The sequence below is a fragment of the Engelhardtia mirabilis genome (assembly GCF_007748095.1).
In the GTDB taxonomy this organism is placed as follows: Bacteria; Planctomycetota; UBA1135; order UBA1135.
In genome coordinates this window covers 3,492,949-3,514,984 of record NZ_CP036287.1, presented here as the reverse complement: position 1 = coordinate 3,514,984, position 22,036 = coordinate 3,492,949, and the positions used below count along the sequence as shown (strand labels likewise).

Here is a 22,036-nt window from a genome sequence, read left to right as displayed (position 1 = left end):
CCGGTGTCTCGGTTGGTCGCCAATCAGGACTGGACGCCTCCGCCCCTGGTCGCGCTGACCCCGGGCAATCTCACTCTGGCTGACTGCGCGGCGCTGGTGCAGCGCTGCGAGGCGGCGGTTGCGGCGGGCCTGCGCGGCGTCTTGCTTCGGGAGCGGTGCCTCTTCGACCGCGACTTCCTGGCCCTGGCTGGGGAGCTGCGCCGAAAGCTGGGCGCGGGCGGTTGGCTCGGCATCCACGACCGCGCGCACCTGTTCGCTGCCTGCGACGGCGACGCCTTGCATCTGGGTTGGTGGTCCCTCGAACCGAGCGCGGCTCGAACTCTCGTTGGCGAAGCGGTCCCCATCGGCTTCTCGGCCCACGCCGACGACCCGCAGCAGAATCGGCAAGGCTGCGACTACCTGCTGCTCGCACCGGTGGCCGCGACGCGCTCGCACCCGGACCCGGAGGCGGTCGACTGGCGCGCGCCCCTGGGCGTCGATGGGTTCGAATCCGAGCTGCGACGTGACGGGCGGCCCACTTGGGCTCTGGGCGGCGTCGACGCGACCAACGCCGCGGCGCTGCGGCGCGCCGGCGCGAAGGGCATCGCCGTGCTGGGGGCCATCCTGGGTCAGTCGGATCCAGGAACCGCGGCCCGCGGCACCGCCGCCCTGCTCGATGCCTGGGAGAACGACCGGTGAGTCCCTCGAGATTTCTGCTCGTCACGCGCCGGGCGGTGCTGATCGTCGCGGCCGCGGGCCTCGGCTACCTGTTCTGGCGCGCCGACATGCTGACCCTGCCCGAGCAGGGCTGCTCGCCGCTGCACGGCTTCGCGCCGGGGGATCGTGTGATCGTCGATCGCAGACCCAAGGAACTCGGCCCCGGGGCTGCGGTGCTGTTCGAAGGTCGCGCCGGCGAGCTGCTCCTGGGTCGGGTCGTGGATGCACCTCGCGACCTGGACCCGGCCGCGCGCGCGCTCATCGAACGGGGCGCCCTCTGGATCGAGACCGAGCGCGACGATTGTCCCGGCAACGACAGCGACGACCTGGGACCGATCGCGACCGAGCGCGTGGTGGCGCGACTGATCATGGCGGTCGGCTGGTGAGCGCCGCAGGTGAGCGCCGCTGGAGCGAGGCTCGCATCCACCGCTGGCTGGCGAGTCGCGAGCGACCGTCGCTGCTCGACGGCAGCCAGGGCCACGACGCCGCGGTCCTGCGCCGTATGCAGGGTCGCCCCGTGCTGTGCACGGACCAAGTCATCGAGGGCGTGCACGCCGCAGTCGGAACCGCGCCGCGGCTCTTGGGCCGCAAGGCCGTGGCTCGGACCCTCTCGGACCTCGCGGCCTGCGGAGCGTCGGCGCGGGCGGTGCTGCTGGCATTGCGCCTGCCGCGGGATTGGACCGACGCCGCCGTGCGCGCCCTGATCCGCGGCGCCTGGACCGAGGCCGAGCGCTTCGGTGCCGAGTTGGTAGGCGGTGACCTGGCCCTGGGCGTCGGACCGGCGAGCGCCGCGGTAACGGCCCTCGGCGAGCTGCCGGGCAGGGGCCGCCCGCCGGGACGCGATCGTGCGCGCCCGGGACAGGTGGTGCTCTGCACGGGACCGACCGGCGGCAGCCTGCTCGGCCGACACCTGCGGATCGAGCCGCGCCTGGCCGCCGGCCGGGCCCTGCGCGAGGCCGGGGCCAGCGCCATGATCGACGTGTCCGACGGCCTGTGGCTCGACGCCTCGCGCCTCGCTCGGGCCTCGGGAGTGCGCCTGGAGCTGAGCGATCCGGCGATCCACCGGGACGCGGTTCGACTGGCTCGCCGCACGGGCCGCACGCCCCTGGCACATGCCCTCATCGATGGAGAGGACCACGAGCTGCTCGCGACCCTGCCGCGGGCGGCGGCCATGCGAGTGCTGGCCGCCGGACTGCCCGGGGCGCGGATCCTCGGTCGAGTGGTGCGCGGTGAGGGCGTCGTCGTGCGGGACCGGGAAGGCGACCGTGTACCGGCGCCGGCGCAGCTCGGCTACCTGCACGGCGATTGTTAGTGTCCTGGATCAGAAGTTCGGCGTCACTGCCCGGAGGTCCGATCGATGCTGGCTAGGCGCGCCGACGACGCGTATCCGCTGCGATACTCGGAGGAGGCGCAGGCGACGCCAGCGGCGATCGGAGCCCGGGAAGTGACGCCGAATTTCTGATCCAGGACACTAGCCTGGGCCGCGTGATGACCGCCCAACCCCGATCGGTGCCGCCCGAGGTCAGCTTCGTGTCGAACTCGGCCGACGAGACCGAAGCGCTGGGCGAGGCCCTCGGACGGGCCCTCCTGCCCGGTTGTGTACTGGCCCTCTCGGGTGAGCTGGGAGCCGGCAAGACCTGCCTGGTACGCGGCCTGGCGCGGGGCATCGAGTCCGAGGACCCGGTTAGCAGCCCGACCTACACCCTGGCCCACGAGTACGCGGGCCGTCTGACCCTGCACCACCTGGACGCCTGGATGGCCGAGCGCGAGGCCTCCTTCCTGGCCGCTGGGGGCGAGGAGCTGCTCCTGGGCGAGTCGGCCGCGGTGATCGAGTGGGCGGGCCACGTCGAGGCCTGGCTGCCGCGACCCCACCTGGCCCTGGAGTTGGCCCACCTAGACCCCCGGCGGCGCCGGGTCACGGCCCGGCTGATCACCGGCGAGGGGGGCTCGCTGGGGCCCCTGGAGGGGCTCTGGGCCGTGCTGGTGGCCCATTCGTGCACGATTCCTCCCAGGCAAGGCAATCCCACGTGAACCCAGCCCGGAACCGGCCGTTGTTGTTCGTGAGCGCGCAGGTGGCTGACCCTTGAGGGACGATTGGACCGATGCAAGGGACCCACTGACGGCGCTTCGCGCAGGAGATCCATCCGTGTACGAGGCCTTCGTCCAGCGGGAATCCGCAACCTTCCTCGGCTTCTTCAGACGCCTCGGGGCGTCGTTCGAGGAGGCCGAGGACCTGGTCCAGGACGTTCTGATCAAGCTCTACCGGGCCGCGGACAACTACGTCGCGCGGGAGCGCTTCCCGGCCTTCGCCTTCCGCGTGGCGCGCAACGCCTGGATCGACGCGGAGCGCAGTCGCGCCGTGCGGCCCAAGCGCGCGGCGGGCGGGGCGGGCGACGATGACCAGGACGCACCGGAGCACCGCACCCAGGGTCGCGAGCGCGACCCCGAGGAGCTGGCCGTGGTGCGTGAAGAACACAGCCGCTTGGAGTCGTGTCTGACCGAGCTGCCCGTCGGTCACCGCCAGGTCTTCGAGTTGGGGGCGATCCAGGAGCTCGACTACGCGGAGATCGGGAGCATCCTCTCGATCCCGGTGGGAACGGTGAAGTCGCGAATGTTCCACGCGGTTCGCAAGCTGCGCGCGGCCTTGGCCGAACGTGACACCGAAGGGGTCGGACGATGAGCGGCGCGGATTCGAAGCAACCCTCGGACCTCGAGCGCGCCGAGCGCCTGCAGGACTGGCTCGAGCGCGGTCGCGTGGAGTTTCCCGGCGACGGTGCGGATCGAGGACTGCGGGACACGGTCATGGAGGCTCGCCGCCTGGCCGCGGAGGAGTACGACGCGTCCGTCCTGGCTTCGCGCCGGGTGGCGGTGCGCGTAATCGAGCAGACGGTGGGGGGGATGCCATTCCATATGCGCGTGCGACGTGCATTGAAGCGCTCGGTCGCCCTGCGCGTGGTGGCGGCCAGCGTCTTGGTTCACCTGCTGGCACTGCCGGCGGTGGCCTGGTACGTGATCGCTCCCCAGACCATGCCGGACTTCGTGCTGAGCTTCCTGCCCGTGGATCGCGACGATCCGGCGGGGGTCGGGTCGCCGCTCGAGCTGCCCGACGACGAGGCTGCCGAGGCCCTGGCGGAGCGCCGCGGCGAGGTGGAGAACAGGCTGCGGATCGACCGCTTCCGAATCGGAACGGCGGCCCTGCCCGATCCGATCGACGTGGCCGGTCTGGTGGACAGCGCGCGACCGAAGTCCGCGGCGGATTGGATCGCCCTGCGGATCGAGTTGCGGCGCGGGGTGGGGCACCTGCCGGCGGCGGCGCTGACGGCGGACCTGTCCGACCCCTTGACCTCCTTGGCGGTGCTCGAGACCTGTCTCGATGCCCTGGCCCTGGATCCGGAGTCCGAGCTCTCGCGCCGATCGGCGGACCGGGCGCGACTGCGGGTGGCGGCGCTCTCGGCCGTCGAGTTGCCCTGGCGCGAGTTGGCCCCGGCGGCGCTGGAGCGCGCGGCGTCCTACGGGGTCGGTCCTGCCGGCCGAAGCCCTTCGGGCGTTGGCGCGTCGGGCGGCGAGGCTCGCGGCCTCGACCTGGGCTGGTGGCTGCGGGGAGCCTCGGCTGGGCTCGAGAACCTCGCGGCGTCGGAACCCTGGGCGTCCTGGCTCGTATGGGCTGACGGTCAGCGCTGAGAGGTCCTCGCGGCTGATTCTTCCCGGTCGCCGCAGGCCCGACCCCGCCGGATCGGTGGTCGGCGGCACCCGTTGCAGCCGGTCCCCCGTGAGGATTCTCCCCGACAGTTCGAGGGAGCGGACGGGGCTTGCTTGGACGGTCGACCGGGCGCACCTATCCTCACCCGCCCATGTCGACGCCCCCTGCCCGCCGCACCGTTCCCGCCTTCCTCCTGCTGCTCCTGTCGCTGGCTCCCGCGGGCCGTGCGGCGGTCCAGGAGACGGAGGCCCCCGCCGACGCGTCATCCGCAGGGGTGACCCCGGAAGAGCCGCCGAAGAGCGCGCCGGGGACCAGCCTGCAACTCACCCTGGGTGATGCCCTGCGGATCGCCGTGGCGGAGAACCTGAGCCTGGCGCTCGAGGACGAGACCGTCGAGCAGGCCCTGGCCAGCAGCCTGGGATCCTGGGGCGCCTTCGACCCGGTCCTGGATCTGGCCGCGTCCTACACGGACTCCGACCAGCCCCAGGCCAACACGTTCATCGCGGCCGGCGCCTCGGCCATCGCGGATCAGGTGACCTCGATCGGCGCCGACCTGGTCCTGCCGGTCACCACCGGCGGGAGCTTCCGCGTCGGCTTCGACGAGTCCCTGACGGAGACCAACAACCCCGGCATCGTCGGCGACCCGATGTTCCCGGGACCCTTCCCGGACGGCGACTACACCAACGCCAGCCTCAGCGCCGGCTTCACGCAGCCGCTGCTGCGCGGGGCCTGGTCCCGCACCGCGACGGCGGACCAGCGCCAGTCGGAGATCAGCCTGCGCCGCGCCGAAGCCGGGCGCAGGGTGACCCGCGACGACCTCGTAGCCAATGTCAGCAACGCCTACTGGGACCTGGTCGCCGCCCGCGAGGAGGAGCAGGTGCGTGTCCTGGCACTCGAGCTGGCCCAGGAGCAGCTCTCGCAGAATGGCGAGCGACTGCGGGTCGGGGTGGGGACGGAGGTCGACGTGCTCCAGGCCGAAACCCAGGTGGCGCAGGAGGAAGAGCGGCTCCTGCGGGCCCGCACGGACGTCCAGGCGCGATCCGACGGATTGAAGGCGTTGCTCCTGCGCCGTGGCGAGGCTAGCGACGATGCATGGGACGCCTACCTCGACCTGTGGACCATTCCGATCGAGCCCCTGACCAGCTTGCCGGTGGTAGAGGGTGCGGCCGAGGTCGCGCCGTGGCGCGAGATCCTCGAACAGGCCCTGGAGCGTCGCCCGGAGTTGATCCAGGCCCTCTTGGACGTGGATGCCGCCCAGGTGGAGTTGGATCGGGCCGAGTCCAGTCGCCTGCCGGGTCTGGACCTGAACCTGGATGCCCGCAGTGTGTCGATCGAGGACGAGCCGGCCGGGGCCTTCAAGACCGCTTCGCAGCTCGACTTCATGACCTATACCGGGTCGCTGAACTTCAACTTGCCCCTGCGCAATCGCACGGCGCGCTACGCGGAGCGGGCCGCCCGCTCGCGCCTGCGTGCGGCGCGCTTGAGCTTCGAGCAGGTCGAGGCCACCGTCGTGAGCGAGATCCGCAACGCGGTGCGGGAAGTCGAGTACCAGGCCCAGGCGGTGCTCGCCGCGCGCAAGTCGCGCGAGTTCACCGCGCGTCAGCTCCAGGCGGAGCAGGCGCGCTACGAGGAGGGTCTGGCGACCACCTTCCAGGTGCTGGAGTTCCAGCAGCAGCTCGCGGCGGCCCTCTCGACCGAGCAGGCCAGCCTCTCGGCCTACGCCAAGTCGCGGGTCGCCCTGGCCAAGGCCACGGGGCAGATATCCGACGCTCTGGGCTCGATCGACCAGAATTGATGGGTGCGCTCGCCCACGGGCTGCGGCCGCGTCGGCCGGCGCTCGGTTGTTCGCTGATTTTCGTGCTGGCCCTGGCAGGTTGCGGAAAGCCCGAAGGGGCGACCACGACCGCTGGATCGATCGGCGGCACCCAACAGCCCGCCGGGACCTCCGGTACCGGCCTGGTCGGTCCCGAGCGGCCCGTGGCCGAGGTCCTGCGCGCCGATCCGTGGATCGAGGCGATCTTCGCCACCTGTGGGGACGATCACTACTACGACCGCGACACCTCCGACCTGATCGGGATCCTGGTCGACAAGCTCGAACACGGCCGCGGCGAGCCGCTCAAGCGGGCCATCGAGGAGCTCGGCGCCATGGGCGAGGACAGCGTGCCCGAGCTGCGGCGCCTGCTCGATCTCCAGCTCAACGACGCCAGCCGCGCCGGCTCCATCCAGAACACCCTGGGCGCCCTGGGCCAGAACGACGGCGCCGGCGCACCGGAGCAGTTGGCCCGCGCCCTCGACCATCCGCAGCGCACCATTCGGACCGTGGCCCTGCGCGGCCTGCGCCGCACCGGCGCGCCGCCCGATCGCTTCGACTACCTGGCGGGTCTGGCGCGGGTCGGCGACTCGAACGAGCGTGGCCTGGCTGCCCTCACCATGCACGCCACCGATGCCGCGCGCGCCGAGCTCTTGTTCCTGGACTGGATCGAACGTGGCGAGGTGCTCGACGTCGAGGAGTCGATCCTGCCGCTGATCGCGCTGTCGGAGGTTCCCGAGACCCTGGCCGAGGCCGAGCGTATTCGCCGCGACGTGGATCCGCGGGCGCGGGCCTGGTTCGCGGCCATGTTCGCGGCGCGGGGCGACGAGTCCGCGCGCGAGGACCTGTACGACGCCCTGTCCGACGAGCGGACCGTCGTGCGCTCCACGGCTCTGCGTGCTGCGGCGAGCCTGGGCCTGTGGGAAGTGGTGGCCGCGGTGCTCGAGACCGACCCCGAGAGCTCGATCCGCGCCAGCGCTGCCGCGGCCCTGCACAGCGGCCTGGCCGCCGCCGCCGACGGCGAGCACCCCGAGCTCGCGCCCACCGAAGCCCAACGTGAGCGCGCCCTGGGAGCCCTGCGCAGCGCCCTCAACGGCGAGGACCCGACCGTCGCCGCCGAGGCACAGATCGGCTTGACGATCCTCGGCGACGAGGAGGCCGTGTCGCGGGCGCTCTTGGCCCTCGACGAGTCGCCGGTGGTCCTGACCCGCGTCCTGCCGAGCCTGCGCGAGCGCATGGAGCGAGACCCGGCCCTGGCCGGTCGGGTCTACGACCGCCTGCGCCGACGCATCGAAGCCGAGGAGCAGCTGCCCTGGTCCCAACGCGCGGCGAGCTTCCAGGCCCTCTCGGTGGTCAGGACCCGCGCCGCGGCGGAGCTGCTCATGGCTTACGCCGACCAGGCCGCGGCCGAGGGCGCGATCCTCTCCGGGGCGCCGGCGCACCGTTGGTTCTGCGTGCACGCGACGAACACGGGCCCGCAGGGGCGTAAGTACCTGATCGAGCTCCTGCTCGAGGAACCGGACCCGGTGCGTCGTTTGGACCTGACCTTCGCCATCGGGGGCGAGCGCGACGACCTCGCGCGTACGGCCCTGACCGAGCGCATGGAGAACGACGACCTGCCGCCGCTCGAGCGCCTCTACGCGGCCTCACTGCTGGTGGGTCTCGGCCCCGCGGCCGAGGTCGCCCCGAGGCTCAAGCGCGCCGCGCTGCGGACCCAGGACGACCAGGGCCGGATCGGGTTCCAGTGCCTCTTGTGGCTCTGGTACTGAGCCGGGGCAATCGCCCTCAGTAGCGGGACAGGGCGCCGGTGACGTCGAGCCAGCCGGGCGTTTCGACCGCGGGCCGCGCCTGGGGACCGCTCCACTGTCCGGCCTCGTTGGGGTGGGCCACCAGCTGTCGACTCGGCTCGAGGGCGTAGGCGGCCAGGCCCGTCTCGGAGTGGCGCCAGGGCCAGGCCTGCAAGATCGGGCGGCCTTCGGCGTCGGGCGCGACACCGAATAGGTAGCCGTTGCGGCGCAGGAGGTTGCCCCCCTCGCTCCAGTGTGAGTTGCCCGACGGATCGAAGTCACTCCCCGCTGCAGCCTCGAGGGTCGTGTCCTGGAGCGACCCCCCGCCTTGATCGACGCGGTCGGCCAACTGACGCAGGGTTCGGACCGCATCGCGCTCGTTGGCGTAGACGGCGTAGACCTGCATGCGCGACACGGACAGGGCTGCCAGGGCCGTGGCCACGGCGATGATCGCCAGCCAACTGGTGCGGCCCATGCCGGCTCGCCAGGCGCATCGCCCCGGGCCGCGACTGCCGCTCGCAACCCCGTCCGCGACAGTCCAAACTGCCCGGGCCCCTCGACGGTTCAGCGGCGTCCTTTGCACGACCGCGATGATCCGCTTCGGACCACACCAGATTCAAGCCCGTGCGAACACCTGCGATCGAAGACGTGCCCCAGGCGCTCCGCGAGCGAGCGATCGAGGTGGCCGGCGTGTTGCGAACAGCGGGGCATCGGGCCTGGATCGTCGGAGGGGCGGTGCGCGATCTGGCCCTGGGTTACGCACCCAAGGATCTGGACATGGCCTCGGGTGCGACGCCGGAGGAGATCGAGGTCCTCTTCCCGAGCGCGGTGGGGGTCGGGCGCGCCTTCGGCACGATGATCCTGCCCAGCGCGGACGGCGACGTGGAGCTGACGACTTTTCGTGGCGAGGGCGACTATGCCGACGGCCGGCGACCGGAGCGGGTGCACTACGGTGTGAGCCTCGAGGAGGATGCCGCTCGGCGCGACTTCACTGCGAATGCCCTCTATCTGGACCCCCTGGATGGCACCCTGGCCGACCCCGAGGGCGGGCTCGCGGACCTGGAGCGTGGCCTCTTGCGGACGGTCGGCGACCCGCGCGCGCGTTTCGAGGAGGACGCCCTGCGTCTCTTGCGACTGGGTCGTTTCGCGGGGCGCTATGGGCTGACCGTGCCCCAGGACGTGCTCGAGGCCGCCAGCGCAGCCGCGCCGGGCCTGGCGCGGGTCAGCGGCGAGCGCGTGGCCAGTGAACTCGGCCGGATCGGGGCCTGGCCGGGAACCTTGGCGGCCGTGGCCATCCTGGCGCGCGTGGGGGCCCTGGTGGCCCGCTTCGACTCTTGGGGCGACGAGGCGCTGGCCGGCACTCGGCGCGCGCTGATCGAGGCCCTGGGCGACGGTGCGGGGACGACCGTGTTCATGGCCGCGTTGTTCTGGAATTCCGGGGGCGGGCAGGCTTCCGACGAGTTGGACAGCCTGCGGCTCTCCAGGGCGGATCGACGGGAGATCGGCGCCCTGTGGCAACTGGGCCAGGCCTTGAGTGACGCAGGCCGCAGGCGCAGCAGCCTGCTACGCGCCCTGCGCGAACTCGACGAGCCGTTGGCGCTGCGCTGGGCTGGGGCACTCGCCGAGGTCTGTCCCGCGACCCACGGGGCCGGGCGATCGGAACTCGCACGTGCCGCCACCGAGGTGCCGGCGGCGGACCGGCGACCGGCGCCGCTGCTTCGCAGTGACGACCTTCGAGCCGCCGGAGTCCCCCGCGGGCCGGCCTGGGGCGAGCTGCTGAGCGAACACGAGGACCTGCAGCTCGAGGGGCAACACACCGATCGTGGACTGGCCCTCGATTGGCTCGCCCGCCGCGCAGCCGAACTCGGCGAAGCGGATCAACTGGGCGGGAAGAGCCGCCGCAGTTGATGGCTGACGCGGTAGCCGGCCAGGATCGCGAGGGCCAGTAGCTCCGAGCCGGGCGCGCCACTGGCCAGCACCGCGCTGGCGGTGAGGATCAAGAGGCGCCGCAGCAAGAGACCCATGGCGCGCTCCACGTCGGGCCTCGTCCAGGGCTCCCGCCGGGCCGCGGCCCGCTGCAGGCCGATTGCGGCAGACAAGGCCAAGGCCGCACCGGCCCAGGGCGCCAGGTCGCCGAGCCAGCCGCGCTCGATCGGGGCCACGAGGGCACCCGCGAAGGGAGCCAGGACCAAGCCCAGGGTGGCCACGTGCAGTGCGATCGCCGGCGCGCGCCCGGGCTCGCGGCTGGTGTCGTCCTCCAGCCGACCGAGGATCGACAGGTTGACCACGTAGAGGGCGTAGACCAGCGGGAACACGAGGTGCTCGAGGCGGACCTGTCCGCCCACGGCCGCCGCTCCCGCCAGCAGTCCCGCGCCGACGTTGCCGAAGCGGCACAGGCCTAGCAGCAGCGGACCCCGTCGAGGCCCGCGACCGGCCACGTCGTAGAGGGCGGCGCAGGCGGCCACGGCGGCGAAGGCTGCTCCGCACCAGAAGGAGGCGAAGGCGCCGATCAAGGGGCCGCCGACCAGCAGCAGCACCGCCACCATCAACACGGTGCGCGAATCCACCGCACGGCTGGGAATCGGTCGGTCGGGCCGCACGCGCGCGTCCTCGTCGCGGTCGGCCCAGTCGTTGAGGGCCATGCCCCCGTGGTACACGCCGAGCGAGGCCAGGATCGCGAGCCAGGGTGCGGCGGGGCGCACGGCGTCGCCGCCCGGCCAGGCTCCAGCGCCCAAGAGCGCGCCCGCGGCCACGTCCGCCACGGCCGTGGCGGTCAAGGACAGCCGCAGCACACGGCCCCAACTCTTCCAGCCGGGCGGAGCCTGTCGTGCTTCGTTCACCGTGTTGGCGACGGCTCCGAGCCCGTCAGAGGCCGAAGGCCCGCGCGATGTCGTTGTAGGTCACGTAGACGAACAGGCCGACGACGAAGACCACACCGACCAACTGGCTGTAGCCGACGACACGCTCGGAGACCGGCGAGCCCTTGACCTTCTCGATCAACAAGAACAACAAATGCCCGCCATCGAAGACGGGGATCGGCAGCACGTTGATGATCGCCAGGTTGACGCTCAGAAGGCACAGGAAGTACATCAGTTTGGCCCAGCCGCTCTCGGCGAAGGCGTAGGAGATCTGACCGATCGCCACGGGGCCACCGATGTTCTTGGTGCTGATCTCCGCCACCATCATCCCGCGCAGCGTCAGCCAGGTCTGCTTGACGTACTGCCAGGAAGTCGCGAGTCCCACGCGTACGGCGTCGAGCGGACCGTCGGCGCGGTAGGTGTACTCCCACACATTCGCGCCGAAGCCGAACTCGTTGTAGCGGCCGTCGTCGACCGGGTCGGCCTGGGGAATCGGGGCGGCGACGATGGTCAGGATCTGCGGCGCGGGCTCGGTGGCGAAAGAAGTTCGCTCCACCCGCAGCTCGACGTTGCGCTCCTCCTCGGCTGCGGTGCGCACGATCTCGAAGACCTCGACCCAGGTGGGCTCCGCGCGCCCGTCGATGGCCAGCAATCGATCGCCGCCGCGCAGCCCCGCCTGTTCCGCGCCCTCGCCTGCTGCGACCGAGAGCCGCAGGGTCTCGTAATCGAGGGCCAGGGCGATGTCATCGACCATCGCGAACAGCGTCGCGTCGTCGAGCTGCGGACGGTCGATGGCCAAGCGCCCGCCATCGCGCGCGATCACCAAGGGCTCGTCGGGCTCCGCCGCGAGCCAAGCCAGGGGCAGGTCGCCACGCTGCAGGATGCGCCGGTCACCGATGGCGATCAAAGCGTCGTCGACGCGCAGGCCCAACTCGTCCGTGGCCGGCCCCGGTCGCAGGGCGGCGACCACACACAGGGCCGGCAGGATCCCGAGCCGCGGTCGACCCGGACCCTCCTTGAGGTCGGGTTGGATCGAGACCGTCAACGGGCTGCCGTCGCTCTTACGCAGGACGGTCAGCTCGAGGGGGCTGCGGTCTTGCATCGCCACGCGCAACTGATCCTCGAGCTGCATCGCCGCGGGCAGGCCGTCGACGTTCTGTAGGCGATCACCGGGTCGCAGGCCGGCACGCCAGGCGGGCGTGTCCTCGGCCACGTCGATGCGGTGCTCGGGGTCCAGGGCCGGGCGCCCGAGCCCGATCGAGTTGAAGCCCATGCGCTCGTCGTGCTCGGGCTCGACGACCACTTTGCGCGTCGACGTGCTGCCAGGGTCGCGCACCAGCAGCTCGACCCGGTCGCGATCGCCCAGGGCGATCTCCGTTGCCACGTGGAGACCGTCGAGCACGCTGTGGCCGTTGACGGCGACGATCTCGGTGCCGTTGGTCAGCCCCGCGCGCCAGGCCGGGCCGCCGGGATCGGGCGTACCGATTGCCGGCTTGCTGAAGGGCACCCCGCTCCAGAACAGGATCGGGAACAGCACCAAGGCCAGGCCCATGTTCATCAGCACGCCGCCGGAATAGACCAGGAAGCGCTGTCCGACGGACTTGGCCGGCAACTCCCAAGACTCCGGCGCGCGGCCGCTGCCATCGGGGAGCTCGCCGGCCATCGACACGAAGCCCCCGACCGGGATCACCGCCAGTTGGTAGGTGGTGTGACCGCGCTTGATGCCGAACAGCTTCGGGCCCATCCCCAGGCTGAAGACGTGCACGCGGACGCCGCACCAGCGCGCGGCTAGGAAGTGGCCGGCCTCGTGGACGAAGATCACCAAGCCGATGCCGATGGCCGCCTGGAGCACGCGGAAGAGATCGATCATGAAATCGGGGCGGCGAGCTCAGCTCGCGGGCAGTCCTTCGAACTCGACCACGGCGGCGGCCGCCGCCGCGCGCGCCCAAGCGTCGCGCTCGATCAAGCCATCGATGCCCGCGCGCAGGGCTGGAGCGGCGGCGCGGCCGTCGAGCGTGCGCCGGTTGACCTCGACCAGGTCGGGGAAGCGGATGCGCCCGTCGAGGAAGGCCTGGACAGCGACCTCGTCGGCCGCGTTCAGCACGCAGCCGGCGTCGCCGCCCTCCTCGACGCAACGGTAGCCGAGGGCGAGGGCAGGGAAGCGCTCGTGATCGGGCGCCTCGAACGTCAACTCGCGGAACACGCCCAGGTCGAAACCGACCAGGTTGTTCGGGCGCCGGTCCGGATGGTGGAGCGCGTAGTGGATCGGTCCGCGCATGTCGGGCGGCCCCATCTGGGCCATGACCGAGCCGTCGACGAACTCGACCATCGAATGCACCACGGATTGGCGGTGGATCGTGACTTCGATCTGCCCGGCCTCGAGGCCGTAGAGGTGGTGGGTCTCGATCACCTCCAGCGCCTTGTTCATCAGGGTGGCCGAGCCGATCGTGATGCGCGGGCCCATCTCCCAGGTGGGGTGGCACAGGGCTTCGTCCCGCGTCACGCGGGCCAGGTCGGAGGCGTCGTGATCGCGAAAGGGGCCGCCGCTGGCGGTCAGGACCACGCGCCGCACGCGGTCCATGCGCTCGCCGCGCAGGCACTGGAAGATCGCCGAGTGTTCCGAGTCGACCGGGACGATCGACGTGCCGCGCTCGCGGGCGAGGTCCATCAGGAGCGCGCCGGCCAGGACCAGGGACTCCTTGTTGGCCAGGGCGAGGGTGCGTCCGCGCTCGAGCACGGCCGCGGAGGGCTGCAGCCCGGCGGCTCCGACGATCCCGTGCACGCAAACGTCGAAGTCGGCGGCTGCGATCAGCTCCAGGTTCGCCTCGGTACCACTGAACAGGGTCGTGCCGGCAGGGAGGTCCGGGCGCAGACGCTCGGCGGCATCGGCGTCGGCCAGGGCCACGAAGGCCGGGCGGAACTCGCGCACCTGGGCCAGCAGCGCTTCGACCGAACGCGCCGCGCTGAGCCCCATGACGCGCAGCCCCTGCGGGTCGGCGCGGACCAGATCCAGGGTCTGACTCCCGATGGAGCCCGTGCTGCCGAGACAGAGGAGCGATCTCATCCTGGACGCCTTCGTCGGCAGCTTCGGACCTGAGCCTGAGCGGGTCCGAGGGCCTGGGCCCCTGGGGTCGCTCGGTCGGTCACGGGCGGAGTCGGGATCTGCAAGCTGACGCTGGTCGTGGACCGTGGTGGGGGCGGGAGGTGCTTCGCCAGGGCGCGCGGCGGGGTCCGGGCCACCCCCGCCGAGGCGGCGAGCCTCCGAGCGGAGGCTCCGGCGACCGGCGCCGAGCGCCGCTCGTTGTGGGCACCGGGGTCAGGGCGTAGCTTAGGCCGTTTCGCGACTGCGAAAAAGGCGCCGCGGCTCCCTCCGCGGCCCAGCAGGCCCACAGATCCCGTCCATCGGCCCCCTCGCCGCCCACCGTCGGAGCGCAGCCCCTTGACCCACAAGCCCCTGACCTACCGCGACGCCGGTGTCGACATCGACGCCCAGGACGCGGCCCTGGCCGCCGCCAAGGCGGCCATCCGTTCGAGCTTCACACCGGGGGTGATCGCCGACGTGGGCCTCTTCGGTGGGCTCTTCGACCTGGCTGCCGCGGGCGCCGACGGTGCCATCCTCGTCGCCAGCGCCGACGGCGTGGGCACCAAACTCGAGGTGGCCAAGCGCGCCGGAGTCCACGACGGAGTCGGTCGCGATCTGGTGCAGCACTGCATCGGCGACATCCTGGCCCAAGGTGCCCGGCCCCTGTTCTTCATGGACTACGTGGGGACCGGCCGCCTCGACCCGACGGTGGTCTCGGACCTGATCCGCGGTTGCGCCGAGGCCTGTCGCGACCACGGTGTCGCGCTGCTCGGCGGTGAGACAGCGGAGATGCCCGGTCTCTACGCCGAGGGCGACTTCGATCTGGTCGGGTTCATCGTCGGCTACGTGCGCCGCGAGCACCTGATCGACGGTTCGCGCATCGCCGCCGGACAGGTCTTGGTCGGACTCGAGTCCGACGGCCTGCACACCAACGGCTACAGCCTCGCGCGCAAGGTCGTCTTCGAGCGACTGGGCCTACAACTCGGAGACAAGCCTGTCGAGCTGGGCGGCCGCACGGTGGGCGAGGCGCTGCTCGCGCCCCATCGCTGCTACCTCGATCCGGTCTGGCCGTTGGTCGAGCAGCGGCGCGTGGCCGCGATTGCGCACATCACCGGAGGTGGGCTGCCCGGCAATGTCGTGCGCGTCCTGCGCCCGGGCGTGGATGCGGTCATCGACCGTCGCAGTTGGGCGGTGCCCGGCCTGTTCCGGTTGTTGACCGAAGGCGGCGACATAGCGATGGACGAGGCTTACCGCGCCTTCAACATGGGCATCGGAATGGTCCTCGCCGTGGAGGCCGACGACGCCGACGCCGTGGTGCGTGAGCTGAATGCGGCCGGCGAGCGCGCCCACCGCATCGGACAGGTGGTCGAGGGCGAGGGAGTTGTCCGTTGGGGCAACTGAGTCCGCGCCGCGTGCTGGCCGGCTTGATCCTGGGGCTGGCTCCTGTGGCGGTCGCGCTCTCGCAGCCCTCGGGCGGGACGTCGTCGCAGCCGTCGAAACCTGGGCTCGACCAGCAAGACGGGGAGCAGGCCAGCGACTGGGAACAGGTGAAGGCGCTGGCGGAGTCCGACCTACTGGCGGCGGGCGGTCTCGCCGTCGAGCTGCTCGACGCCGGCCAGGGCGCGCCGACCCAGGCAGTTCAGGTGCAGGCGTTCGAGCTGGGGCAGGCGATCCTCGCCGCTCACCATCGGGAAGCCGCCGCGGAGCTGCAAGTGGCCCTGCAGCGCCGGGTCCGGGCGGAATGGAGCGTGATCAACGCGGCTCTTACCCTGGGCGACCTGGGTCGAATCGAAGAGGCCGATCGGCTGCTGGGCGAGCAGCTCGAGTTGGAACCGCGCGATGCCGCGCTCTGGAACCACCGGGGCCTGCTGCGGCTGGGGAACGGCGAAACCCGCCTGGCCAGGCGTCACCTGGCGCGGGCAGTGCGGTATGGGTCCCAGAATGCAGGCCTCTCGATGGCCCGCCTGTTGCTGCTGGCGGGTGACTTGCAGGCGGCGCGGGCAGCCTTCAGACCAGGGTTGGCGGGTCCGGAACCCCACGCTTGGGCCCTGCGGGGTTGGGCCGCGACGCAACTGGTCGACGCGCCTCACTAGGGGCCGCGGATTCGAGTTGGCCCCTCGAGACGGGACCAGAGCGGCATCGCGGCCTAAGAGTGGACTGGCCTGTGCGACGAACGGCTGACGCGAGCCGCCCGCGTCCGTGATAATGCGGCCCCGACCCTGGATGCCCCGGCTGCCCCCGGTGACCATGTCAGCGGGGTCGGACGCCGACCGACGACTTCCCCAATCGACCCAGTGACCCCAATCGACCCAGTGACCCCAATCGACCCAGTGACCATGCGACGACTGAGTCTCCCGGCCCTCGCGGCTACCCTCGCCTTCTCGACAGTTGCTCTGGCCGCGCCGCTGCGTGCCATTGCCTTCGACTTGCAACTCGCCAAGAGCGATCACAAGAAGCTCGCTGCGGCCGTCGCGGACTACTACAAGGCCTTCAAGGAGGAGAAGGGCACCCTCGAGGCGCGCGGCGACCTGGAGGAGACGGTCGAGAAGCTCGAGAAGAAGGCCAAGGCGCCGATCCTTGCGATGGTCGAGGACCTCGAGCTGGTCATGGTCCAAGCGGCGGATGGCGAGGATCGGGTACCCGGCAAGGGCAAGATCAGCCAGGAGGAAGAGCGCGGCATCGAGATGAGCGTGCACGCGCCGAAGGACTACAAGTTCGACAGCGGTCCCTACCCCCTGGTGCTCACGGTTCCCGACGCGGGTCAGAAGGCGGACGACCACCTGCGCGACGACTGGCTGAGCACCGGTGCCGCCACCGAGGCCGTGATCGTCGCGGTTCACATGCCGCCCGATGTGAGCGATTGGACCAACGCCGTCAACGAGGCGGGCGGGCTGCAATCGGTCATGGTTGCCATGGGTTCCGCCCTGCGGACCTACTCGGTCGACTCCAACCGCGTCTACCTGGCGGGCAAGGGCGCTGGGGTGGCGGTGGTGGCCGAGGTCGCCTCGCTGTTCCCCGATCGCTTCGCTGCGGTTGTCGGCCGTGCTGGCGACGTGGGCGCGACACCCGCCGAGAACTTCTCGACCATCGCGACCCTGTGGATCAGTGGCAGCTCCGGCGCCGATTCCTTTGCGGAGGCAATCGGCAAGTTGGGCTACGAGAACTGCACGGTCGAAGGGTCGACCGACGCCGCGGGAGCATGGATCTGGCTCTCCGGGCAGAGGCGCTCCGCCAACCCCACCAAGGTCTCCTTCACGCCGCGCACCGATTTCAGCACCGGCTGCTTCTGGATCAACGCCGAAGGGGTCGACACCGACGTCGAGGGCACCAGCGTGATCGCTGAGGCCGATCGGGAGTCGAACACCATCACCCTGCAGGTGGTGGGCATGACCCGCGTGACGGTCTACTTGAACGATCGACTGGTGGACCTGGACCGGCCGGTGCGGGTGGTGCTGAACGGCGTGGAGCATGAGACCCAGCTCGAACGCAAGCTGAACCTCTTGCTCGACCGCGTGTATCGCAGCGGCGATCCGGGTCGGATCTACACCGCCTCGCGGGCCTACGACGTGCCCGAGGCCGAGTGATCGCGGGCTGCCCGTGAACTCACCGGCCGATGGCCCCGGCGGCCGCGCTCCCGGGCAGAACGAGTACGGCCCCGGGCGTGCGTCCAGCGCACCCCCGGGGTTCGTCGTCCTGACGGCCGCCGCAGTGGGTGGGGCGGGCGTGATGACGGTCGAGCTGGCCGCCGTGCGCTTGATCGCACCCTGGTTCGGGAGCAGCTTGACCGTTTGGACCAACGTGCTGGGGACTGTCCTGGCGGCCTTGACCCTCGGCTATCTCCTCGGCGCTCGGTTGGCGGCCGGGCGCAGGCCCGCCACTTGGCTGGCCCTCGCCCTGGGTCTCGGCGCGGCATTCACCGTGGCGTTGCCCTGGGCCTGCACTGCCGTATGTAGCTACTTCCTGCCCGCCGACCTGGCCCTCGCCGAGGCCAGCGCGGTGCTGACTTGGGGCAGCCTCGCGGCATCCCTGTCCCTGTTCCTGCCCCCGGCTGCGATCCTGGGTGCGGTCGGACCCCTTGCCGTCGAGTCGATTCAACGCCGGCGTGGGGGACACGCCGGTACCGCCGGGGGCCTCGTCCTGGCCGTGTCGACCCTGGGCAGCCTGGCGGGCACGTTCCTGACCAGCCACCTGGCCCTTCCGAGCCTCGGAGTGTCCGGGACCTTCGCCGTCGCCGGCCTGGCTCTGGGAGCAGCGGGCCTGATCGTCGGCGCGGCCGACCGCGGCGCCCGGATTGCCGGAGCCGTCGGCGCCCTGGCCGTCTTCGGCGCGACGGGGACGGCACTCTTGGGGCCGGATCCAGCGTCGGAGGTCGGCGCGGTCGACCCCTCCGGTCGGCGCCTCCTGGGAGTCCTCGAGTCGCGCTACCAGCGGGTGCGGGTGGTCGAAGTGCCCTCGGGCGAGCCGGTGCGGCGTAGGCTCGAGGTCAACGAACGCAGCGATTCGTTCCAATCCGTGTGGCAGGACCAGGCCGGCCTGCTGCCCTACGGCTACTACTACAACGACTTCGCCCTGCCTCCCTGGTGGACCGCGGCCGAGCGAGGTGCGACCCCGGAGCGTTGGAACGTGCTGCTGCTCGGCCTCGGGGCCGGAACAGCCTGGCGGGTGCTCGAGGGTTCCGTGCCGCTTCGGACCAAGTTGGTCGGCGACGGCGTCGAGCTGGACCCCGCGGTGGTGGAACTGGCGCGCGAGTTCCTCGACCTGCCTACAACCGATGCCTCGCTCGCGGTGCACGCGGGCTTGGATGCCCGCGCGGCGCTGCTGCCCCTGGTCGGTCCCTACGACCAGATCGTGCTCGACACCTATGCCAATCAGGTCGAGATCCCGCCGCACCTGGGCACGGTCGAGTTCTTCGACCAGCTCGCGCGGCACCTCTCGCCCGGTGGTTGGCTGACCGTCAACGTCGGAGCCTTCGGCTTGCAGGATCCGCTCGTGGACGCCTTGGGTGCGACGATCGCGTCCGCCTTCGACTCGGAGGTGTTGGCCCTCGACGTCCCCGGCGCACGCAACGTGACTCTCGTCGCGCGCCGCGGCGCGGGGTTGCCGGATCCTGCCGGCTCGTTCTGGAAGTCCGGCGAGCCCGTCATCGACGCGTTGCTTGCGCCGCGCGAGGTTCCCGGCGCCACGCGGCGTTTCCCCGCCGGTGGGGCGGCGCCGCTGACGGACGATCGCACGCCACTGCTCGCGTTGCAGCGCGCCTCCCTCGCGGCCGCGGCGGCCCATCAACTTCCCGGACCCGCCTTCGGGCGTTCGGCGACGGCCGAGCTGCTGGGCGCGGAGACGACGATGGACCTGGAGTCCGCGCGCGAAGCCAGCCGGGTCTATCAGGGCGCCGGTTCCCTCGAACGCGCCTATGCCTGCGCGTCGCTCGGACTGCAACTGCAACCGGGTGACCTGGAGCTCGAATTGCGCTGCGCCGCCGTGGCCCTGGCCGCCGGACGACCGCGGGCCGCGGCACCGCACTTGGATGCCTTGGACGCCGGCCTGGGAGCGGTGGAGCTGGACGCCACTGCGGAGCAGTGGTGGCGGGCGCGCCTGGAGGAGAACCGTGGCTGGCTGTCGGAGTCCATCGCCCGCGAGGACGCGCGCAACCGAGCGACGGAGCGAGGACGCGGCACAGCGCTCGTCGGACTTGGTGGACTGGCCCTGATGGGCGGTGTGCTCGCCACGCGACGCCGCAAGGTGTGAGCACGGGCGCAGCCGCGCCGGCTGGCCCGCGCGCGAGGCGGAGAGCTCAGCTCAGGGCAGGCGCTCGAGGGCTCCCGTGCCGTCGCCCACGAACAGCGCGGCCGCTGCACCGGGAACCGTGACCAGCGCCGTGTAGGGCGCGATCCAAGGCAGGTCCTCTCCATCGGCGATGCGCGCGATGGCGCGGACGGCTCGCGAGCGCTGACCCGAGTCCACGTTCTCGTCGCCCACCTGCTCGATCAACAGCGGCAGCAGGTCGTCGTCACCGACCTCCGCCATGGCGTCGAGCAGAGAAATGTTCGCGACCCGTGAGGAGCTCGCCTGCAACATCGCTGTCAAGCGGGCCGCCACGTTGACGTCGCCACACAGCGCCGAGGCCTCGGCGGTGCGGCGCGTGGCAATACGGTCCGCGAGGTCGCCGTCCAGGTCGTCACGCAGACGCTTGATCGCTTCGCGAGACCCGAGCAGGCCCAGGGCCACGGCGATCCGACTGCGGTCTCGCTTCTCGGCCACTCGCTCGTAGGCGCCGACGATTGCGGATTCCGCGCCCGTGTCGCCCAACAGGCCTGCCGCCAGGCACAGGGCCACCCGCTCCTGGGCCGATTTCGCCTGCACCAAGGCAGCGCGAATCGTGATCACCCAGCGGCTGGGGACCAGCTCCCCGTGGTCGCGCAGGGCTGCACCAGCCACGCCGAGGGCGATGGCGGCCGAAGGACGGTCGGCGGCACTCCCACGGGTGACGACCTCGAGCAGCGCCTCGCTCGCCTTGCCGAAGCCCTCGCCGGGTGCGGTCGAGCCGGGATTGCCCAGCATCGAGCCCAGGCCCAGCATGGCGCAGGCGCGGGTGTGGGCGTCCGCGGCGTCGAACAGCTCGATCAGCGCGTCGCGCAGCTCGTCGTCCACGCGGTCGTCGTCCCAGTCGCCCAGGGCCCCGGCCGCGAGGGCTGCGTGGCGCACGAAGGTGTCGGGCTCGCGACGCGGGCGCTCGAGCACGTCGAGCAGCGGTGCGGCCAATCCGGACGAGAGCTCGTCGCGCTCGTCGCGGGAGAGACCGGAGGCCGCGATGGCCACCGCCGACGGAAGGTGGGCCAGTACGGTGTCGTCCAGGCGTCGGCGGTTCTCCACCAGGCCGACGAGGTAGCGCAGCAGCGCCAGCCTGGAGTAGTTCGGGGGCTCGGGAATCCCGCCCGGATCACGCAGGCCAGTGCGCTCGAGGGGAATCTGGGCCATGGCCACCAGGCAGGTGGCGGCGAGGTCCTGACGATTGCGGGGGGCGCTCTCGTAGCCGCGGATCAGGTAGTGGGCCGCCAGGCGACGCACGTCCTCGCGCGCCGTGGTGGCGCCCAAGCGACCCAGGCCGAGGGCCGCGTAGCCGCGGCGGATGGGGGAGACTTCGCCCCCGCCTTGGAACTCGCGACCCACCGGCTCATCCAGGAGCAGCGCCGCCAGGAGCGAGAGATCCCCGTCGCCAGCGCCGATGGCCAGGGCCTGGACCGCCGCGTCGGCCACGAACAGGCTCGGGTCGGTCGCGCGGGAAGCGAGCACCGCGCGGATCGAAATGTGCGCGTCAGGATCGCCCGCGAAGCGCTCGGAGAGCTCGCCCAGGGCCAGCAGACCCTCCGCTGCGAGGCGCGGGTCGGAGTCGGAGGCGGCCAAGAGCAGGGTGGGCAGCAGGTCCGTCGGCAGCGACCGCGTGGCGACCGGCGCATCGAGGCTCTCACCGGTGCCGAGGAAGAAGTCCGCGCTGCCCGTGGTGGTCGCGGCGCGAGCATCGGCCCGGGCGTCGACGTAGCGGTGGCGGTTCAGGTCCCACCAGAGCTCCCACGGCTGGGCTTCATCGCCGAGCAGGTCGAAACTCGCCGTCGCTGCAACGACGGGACCGAGCGGCGGCTGGGTGCCCGGGATCCCGGCCCCGCCACCGGGGACGATCGGTCCACCGGAGCCCGCTCCACTCCCGCCGGTGCCGCCCGCCCCGTCCGGGGGAGCGCCGTTCCCGGGAGGAGCCAGTGGGGTTGTCGGCGTGCTGCCACCGCCCAGGGGCGAGCCAGCGGAGCTCCCACCGACGCGCGTACCGGGCTCGCGCCCGAGGCTGCCCGGGTCGAGCAGGGGGTCCCCGGTCGGGTGCTGACCGTGCTGGGCCAGGGCGGAGGGAGCCAGGGACACACACGCGAAGCCCGCGGCAAGCAGCAGGAATGAGCCCAGCGGACGGACCGGGAACCTCGGTCGGCCCTGCGGGGTCGGACCCAAGCGGGGCCGCAGCTCGGGTTCATGCCCGGCTCGGATCTCGGTCCCGAGGGTGGTTCCTGTTTGGCGAAGCATGGTGCGGGGCAGGGCCCCTCGGGCCGATCCCGATCAAAC

18 protein-coding genes are annotated in these 22,036 nt (G+C 71.7%); 13 read left to right on the top strand and 5 right to left on the bottom strand.

Translation table 11 applies throughout. The annotated features are described in order from the left end of the window. Positions 1-12: 12 nt before the first annotated feature. From Pla133_RS12940 to Pla133_RS12910, 8 genes are all read left to right on the top strand, one after another. Positions 13-678, top strand: coding sequence for a thiamine phosphate synthase (locus Pla133_RS12940; protein ID WP_419191487.1), 666 nt, complete (start codon positions 13-15; stop codon positions 676-678). Further along, on the top strand, positions 675-1,082 hold the full coding sequence (locus tag Pla133_RS26275) for a hypothetical protein (protein ID WP_419191486.1): 408 nt from the start codon (positions 675-677) through the stop codon (positions 1,080-1,082). Before Pla133_RS12940 ends, Pla133_RS26275 begins: the two co-directional genes overlap by 4 nt. Further along, a complete protein-coding gene (locus Pla133_RS12935; RefSeq protein WP_419191485.1) occupies positions 1,079-2,008 on the top strand; it encodes a thiamine-phosphate kinase in 930 nt (309 codons plus the stop codon). The genes Pla133_RS26275 and Pla133_RS12935 overlap by 4 nt, the downstream gene beginning before the upstream one ends. 176 nt (positions 2,009-2,184) lie before the next feature. Further along, a complete protein-coding gene (gene tsaE / locus Pla133_RS12930; RefSeq protein WP_145065854.1) occupies positions 2,185-2,727 on the top strand; it encodes a tRNA (adenosine(37)-N6)-threonylcarbamoyltransferase complex ATPase subunit type 1 TsaE in 543 nt (180 codons plus the stop codon). Between the two features lie 115 nt (positions 2,728-2,842). Next, positions 2,843-3,376 carry an RNA polymerase sigma factor gene (locus Pla133_RS12925; RefSeq protein WP_419191484.1) on the top strand — a complete coding sequence of 178 codons (534 nt, stop codon included), beginning with the start codon at positions 2,843-2,845 and terminating at the stop codon, positions 3,374-3,376. Further along, positions 3,373-4,377 carry a hypothetical protein gene (locus tag Pla133_RS12920; RefSeq protein ID WP_145065850.1) on the top strand — a complete coding sequence of 335 codons (1,005 nt, stop codon included), beginning with the start codon at positions 3,373-3,375 and terminating at the stop codon, positions 4,375-4,377. The genes Pla133_RS12925 and Pla133_RS12920 overlap by 4 nt, the downstream gene beginning before the upstream one ends. 170 nt (positions 4,378-4,547) lie before the next feature. After that, positions 4,548-6,191 carry a TolC family protein gene (locus Pla133_RS12915; RefSeq protein WP_145065848.1) on the top strand — a complete coding sequence of 548 codons (1,644 nt, stop codon included), beginning with the start codon at positions 4,548-4,550 and terminating at the stop codon, positions 6,189-6,191. Beyond that, positions 6,191-7,975 (top strand): HEAT repeat domain-containing protein, encoded by a 1,785-nt coding sequence (locus Pla133_RS12910; RefSeq protein ID WP_145065846.1) that lies wholly within the window; start codon positions 6,191-6,193, stop codon positions 7,973-7,975. The genes Pla133_RS12915 and Pla133_RS12910 overlap by 1 nt, the downstream gene beginning before the upstream one ends. Before the next feature lie 16 nt (positions 7,976-7,991). Here the strand turns inward: Pla133_RS12910 and Pla133_RS12905 are convergent, their stop codons facing one another. Continuing rightward, positions 7,992-8,468 (bottom strand): hypothetical protein, encoded by a 477-nt coding sequence (locus Pla133_RS12905; protein WP_145065844.1) that lies wholly within the window; start codon positions 8,466-8,468, stop codon positions 7,992-7,994. 149 nt (positions 8,469-8,617) lie between these two features. Between Pla133_RS12905 and Pla133_RS12900 the strand changes: the two genes are divergently transcribed. Then, positions 8,618-9,901, top strand: coding sequence for a CCA tRNA nucleotidyltransferase (locus Pla133_RS12900; RefSeq protein WP_145065842.1), 1,284 nt, complete (start codon positions 8,618-8,620; stop codon positions 9,899-9,901). On the opposite strand, the gene Pla133_RS12895 is transcribed toward Pla133_RS12900, so the two are convergent. The 3 genes from Pla133_RS12895 to dxr are packed head-to-tail and all read right to left on the bottom strand — an operon-like array spanning position 9,871 to position 13,915. Next, positions 9,871-10,833: a UbiA family prenyltransferase gene (locus tag Pla133_RS12895; protein WP_145065840.1), complete on the bottom strand. Its 963-nt coding sequence runs from the start codon at positions 10,831-10,833 to the stop codon at positions 9,871-9,873. The genes Pla133_RS12900 and Pla133_RS12895 overlap by 31 nt on opposite strands. Before the next feature lie 25 nt (positions 10,834-10,858). After that, entirely contained in the window at positions 10,859-12,721 is a 1,863-nt protein-coding gene (locus Pla133_RS12890; protein ID WP_145065838.1) for a site-2 protease family protein, read from the bottom strand. An 18-nt stretch (positions 12,722-12,739) separates the two neighbouring features. Further along, the gene (gene dxr, locus Pla133_RS12885; protein WP_145065836.1) at positions 12,740-13,915 is read right to left on the bottom strand and encodes a 1-deoxy-D-xylulose-5-phosphate reductoisomerase; all 1,176 of its coding nucleotides are present in this window, start codon (positions 13,913-13,915) and stop codon (positions 12,740-12,742) included. Between the two features lie 375 nt (positions 13,916-14,290). Between dxr and purM the strand changes: the two genes are divergently transcribed. The 4 genes from purM to Pla133_RS12865 all read left to right on the top strand — a co-directional run bounded on the left by purM (position 14,291) and on the right by Pla133_RS12865 (position 19,678). Continuing rightward, positions 14,291-15,334 (top strand): phosphoribosylformylglycinamidine cyclo-ligase, encoded by a 1,044-nt coding sequence (purM, locus tag Pla133_RS12880; RefSeq protein WP_145065834.1) that lies wholly within the window; start codon positions 14,291-14,293, stop codon positions 15,332-15,334. Continuing rightward, complete coding sequence (locus Pla133_RS12875; protein ID WP_145065832.1) at positions 15,322-16,026, top strand: tetratricopeptide repeat protein; 705 nt, start codon at positions 15,322-15,324, stop codon at positions 16,024-16,026. The genes purM and Pla133_RS12875 overlap by 13 nt, the downstream gene beginning before the upstream one ends. A gap of 243 nt (positions 16,027-16,269) precedes the next feature. Next, entirely contained in the window at positions 16,270-17,517 is a 1,248-nt protein-coding gene (locus Pla133_RS12870; RefSeq protein ID WP_145065830.1) for a PHB depolymerase family esterase, read from the top strand. 13 nt (positions 17,518-17,530) lie between these two features. Next, positions 17,531-19,678 (top strand): fused MFS/spermidine synthase, encoded by a 2,148-nt coding sequence (locus Pla133_RS12865; protein WP_145065828.1) that lies wholly within the window; start codon positions 17,531-17,533, stop codon positions 19,676-19,678. Positions 19,679-19,729: 51 nt separating this feature from the next. Here Pla133_RS12865 and Pla133_RS12860 read toward each other — a convergent pair whose 3' ends face one another. After that, positions 19,730-21,997, bottom strand: a complete 2,268-nt coding sequence (locus Pla133_RS12860; RefSeq protein ID WP_145065826.1) for a HEAT repeat domain-containing protein — start codon at positions 21,995-21,997, stop codon at positions 19,730-19,732. Positions 21,998-22,036: the final 39 nt, after the last annotated feature.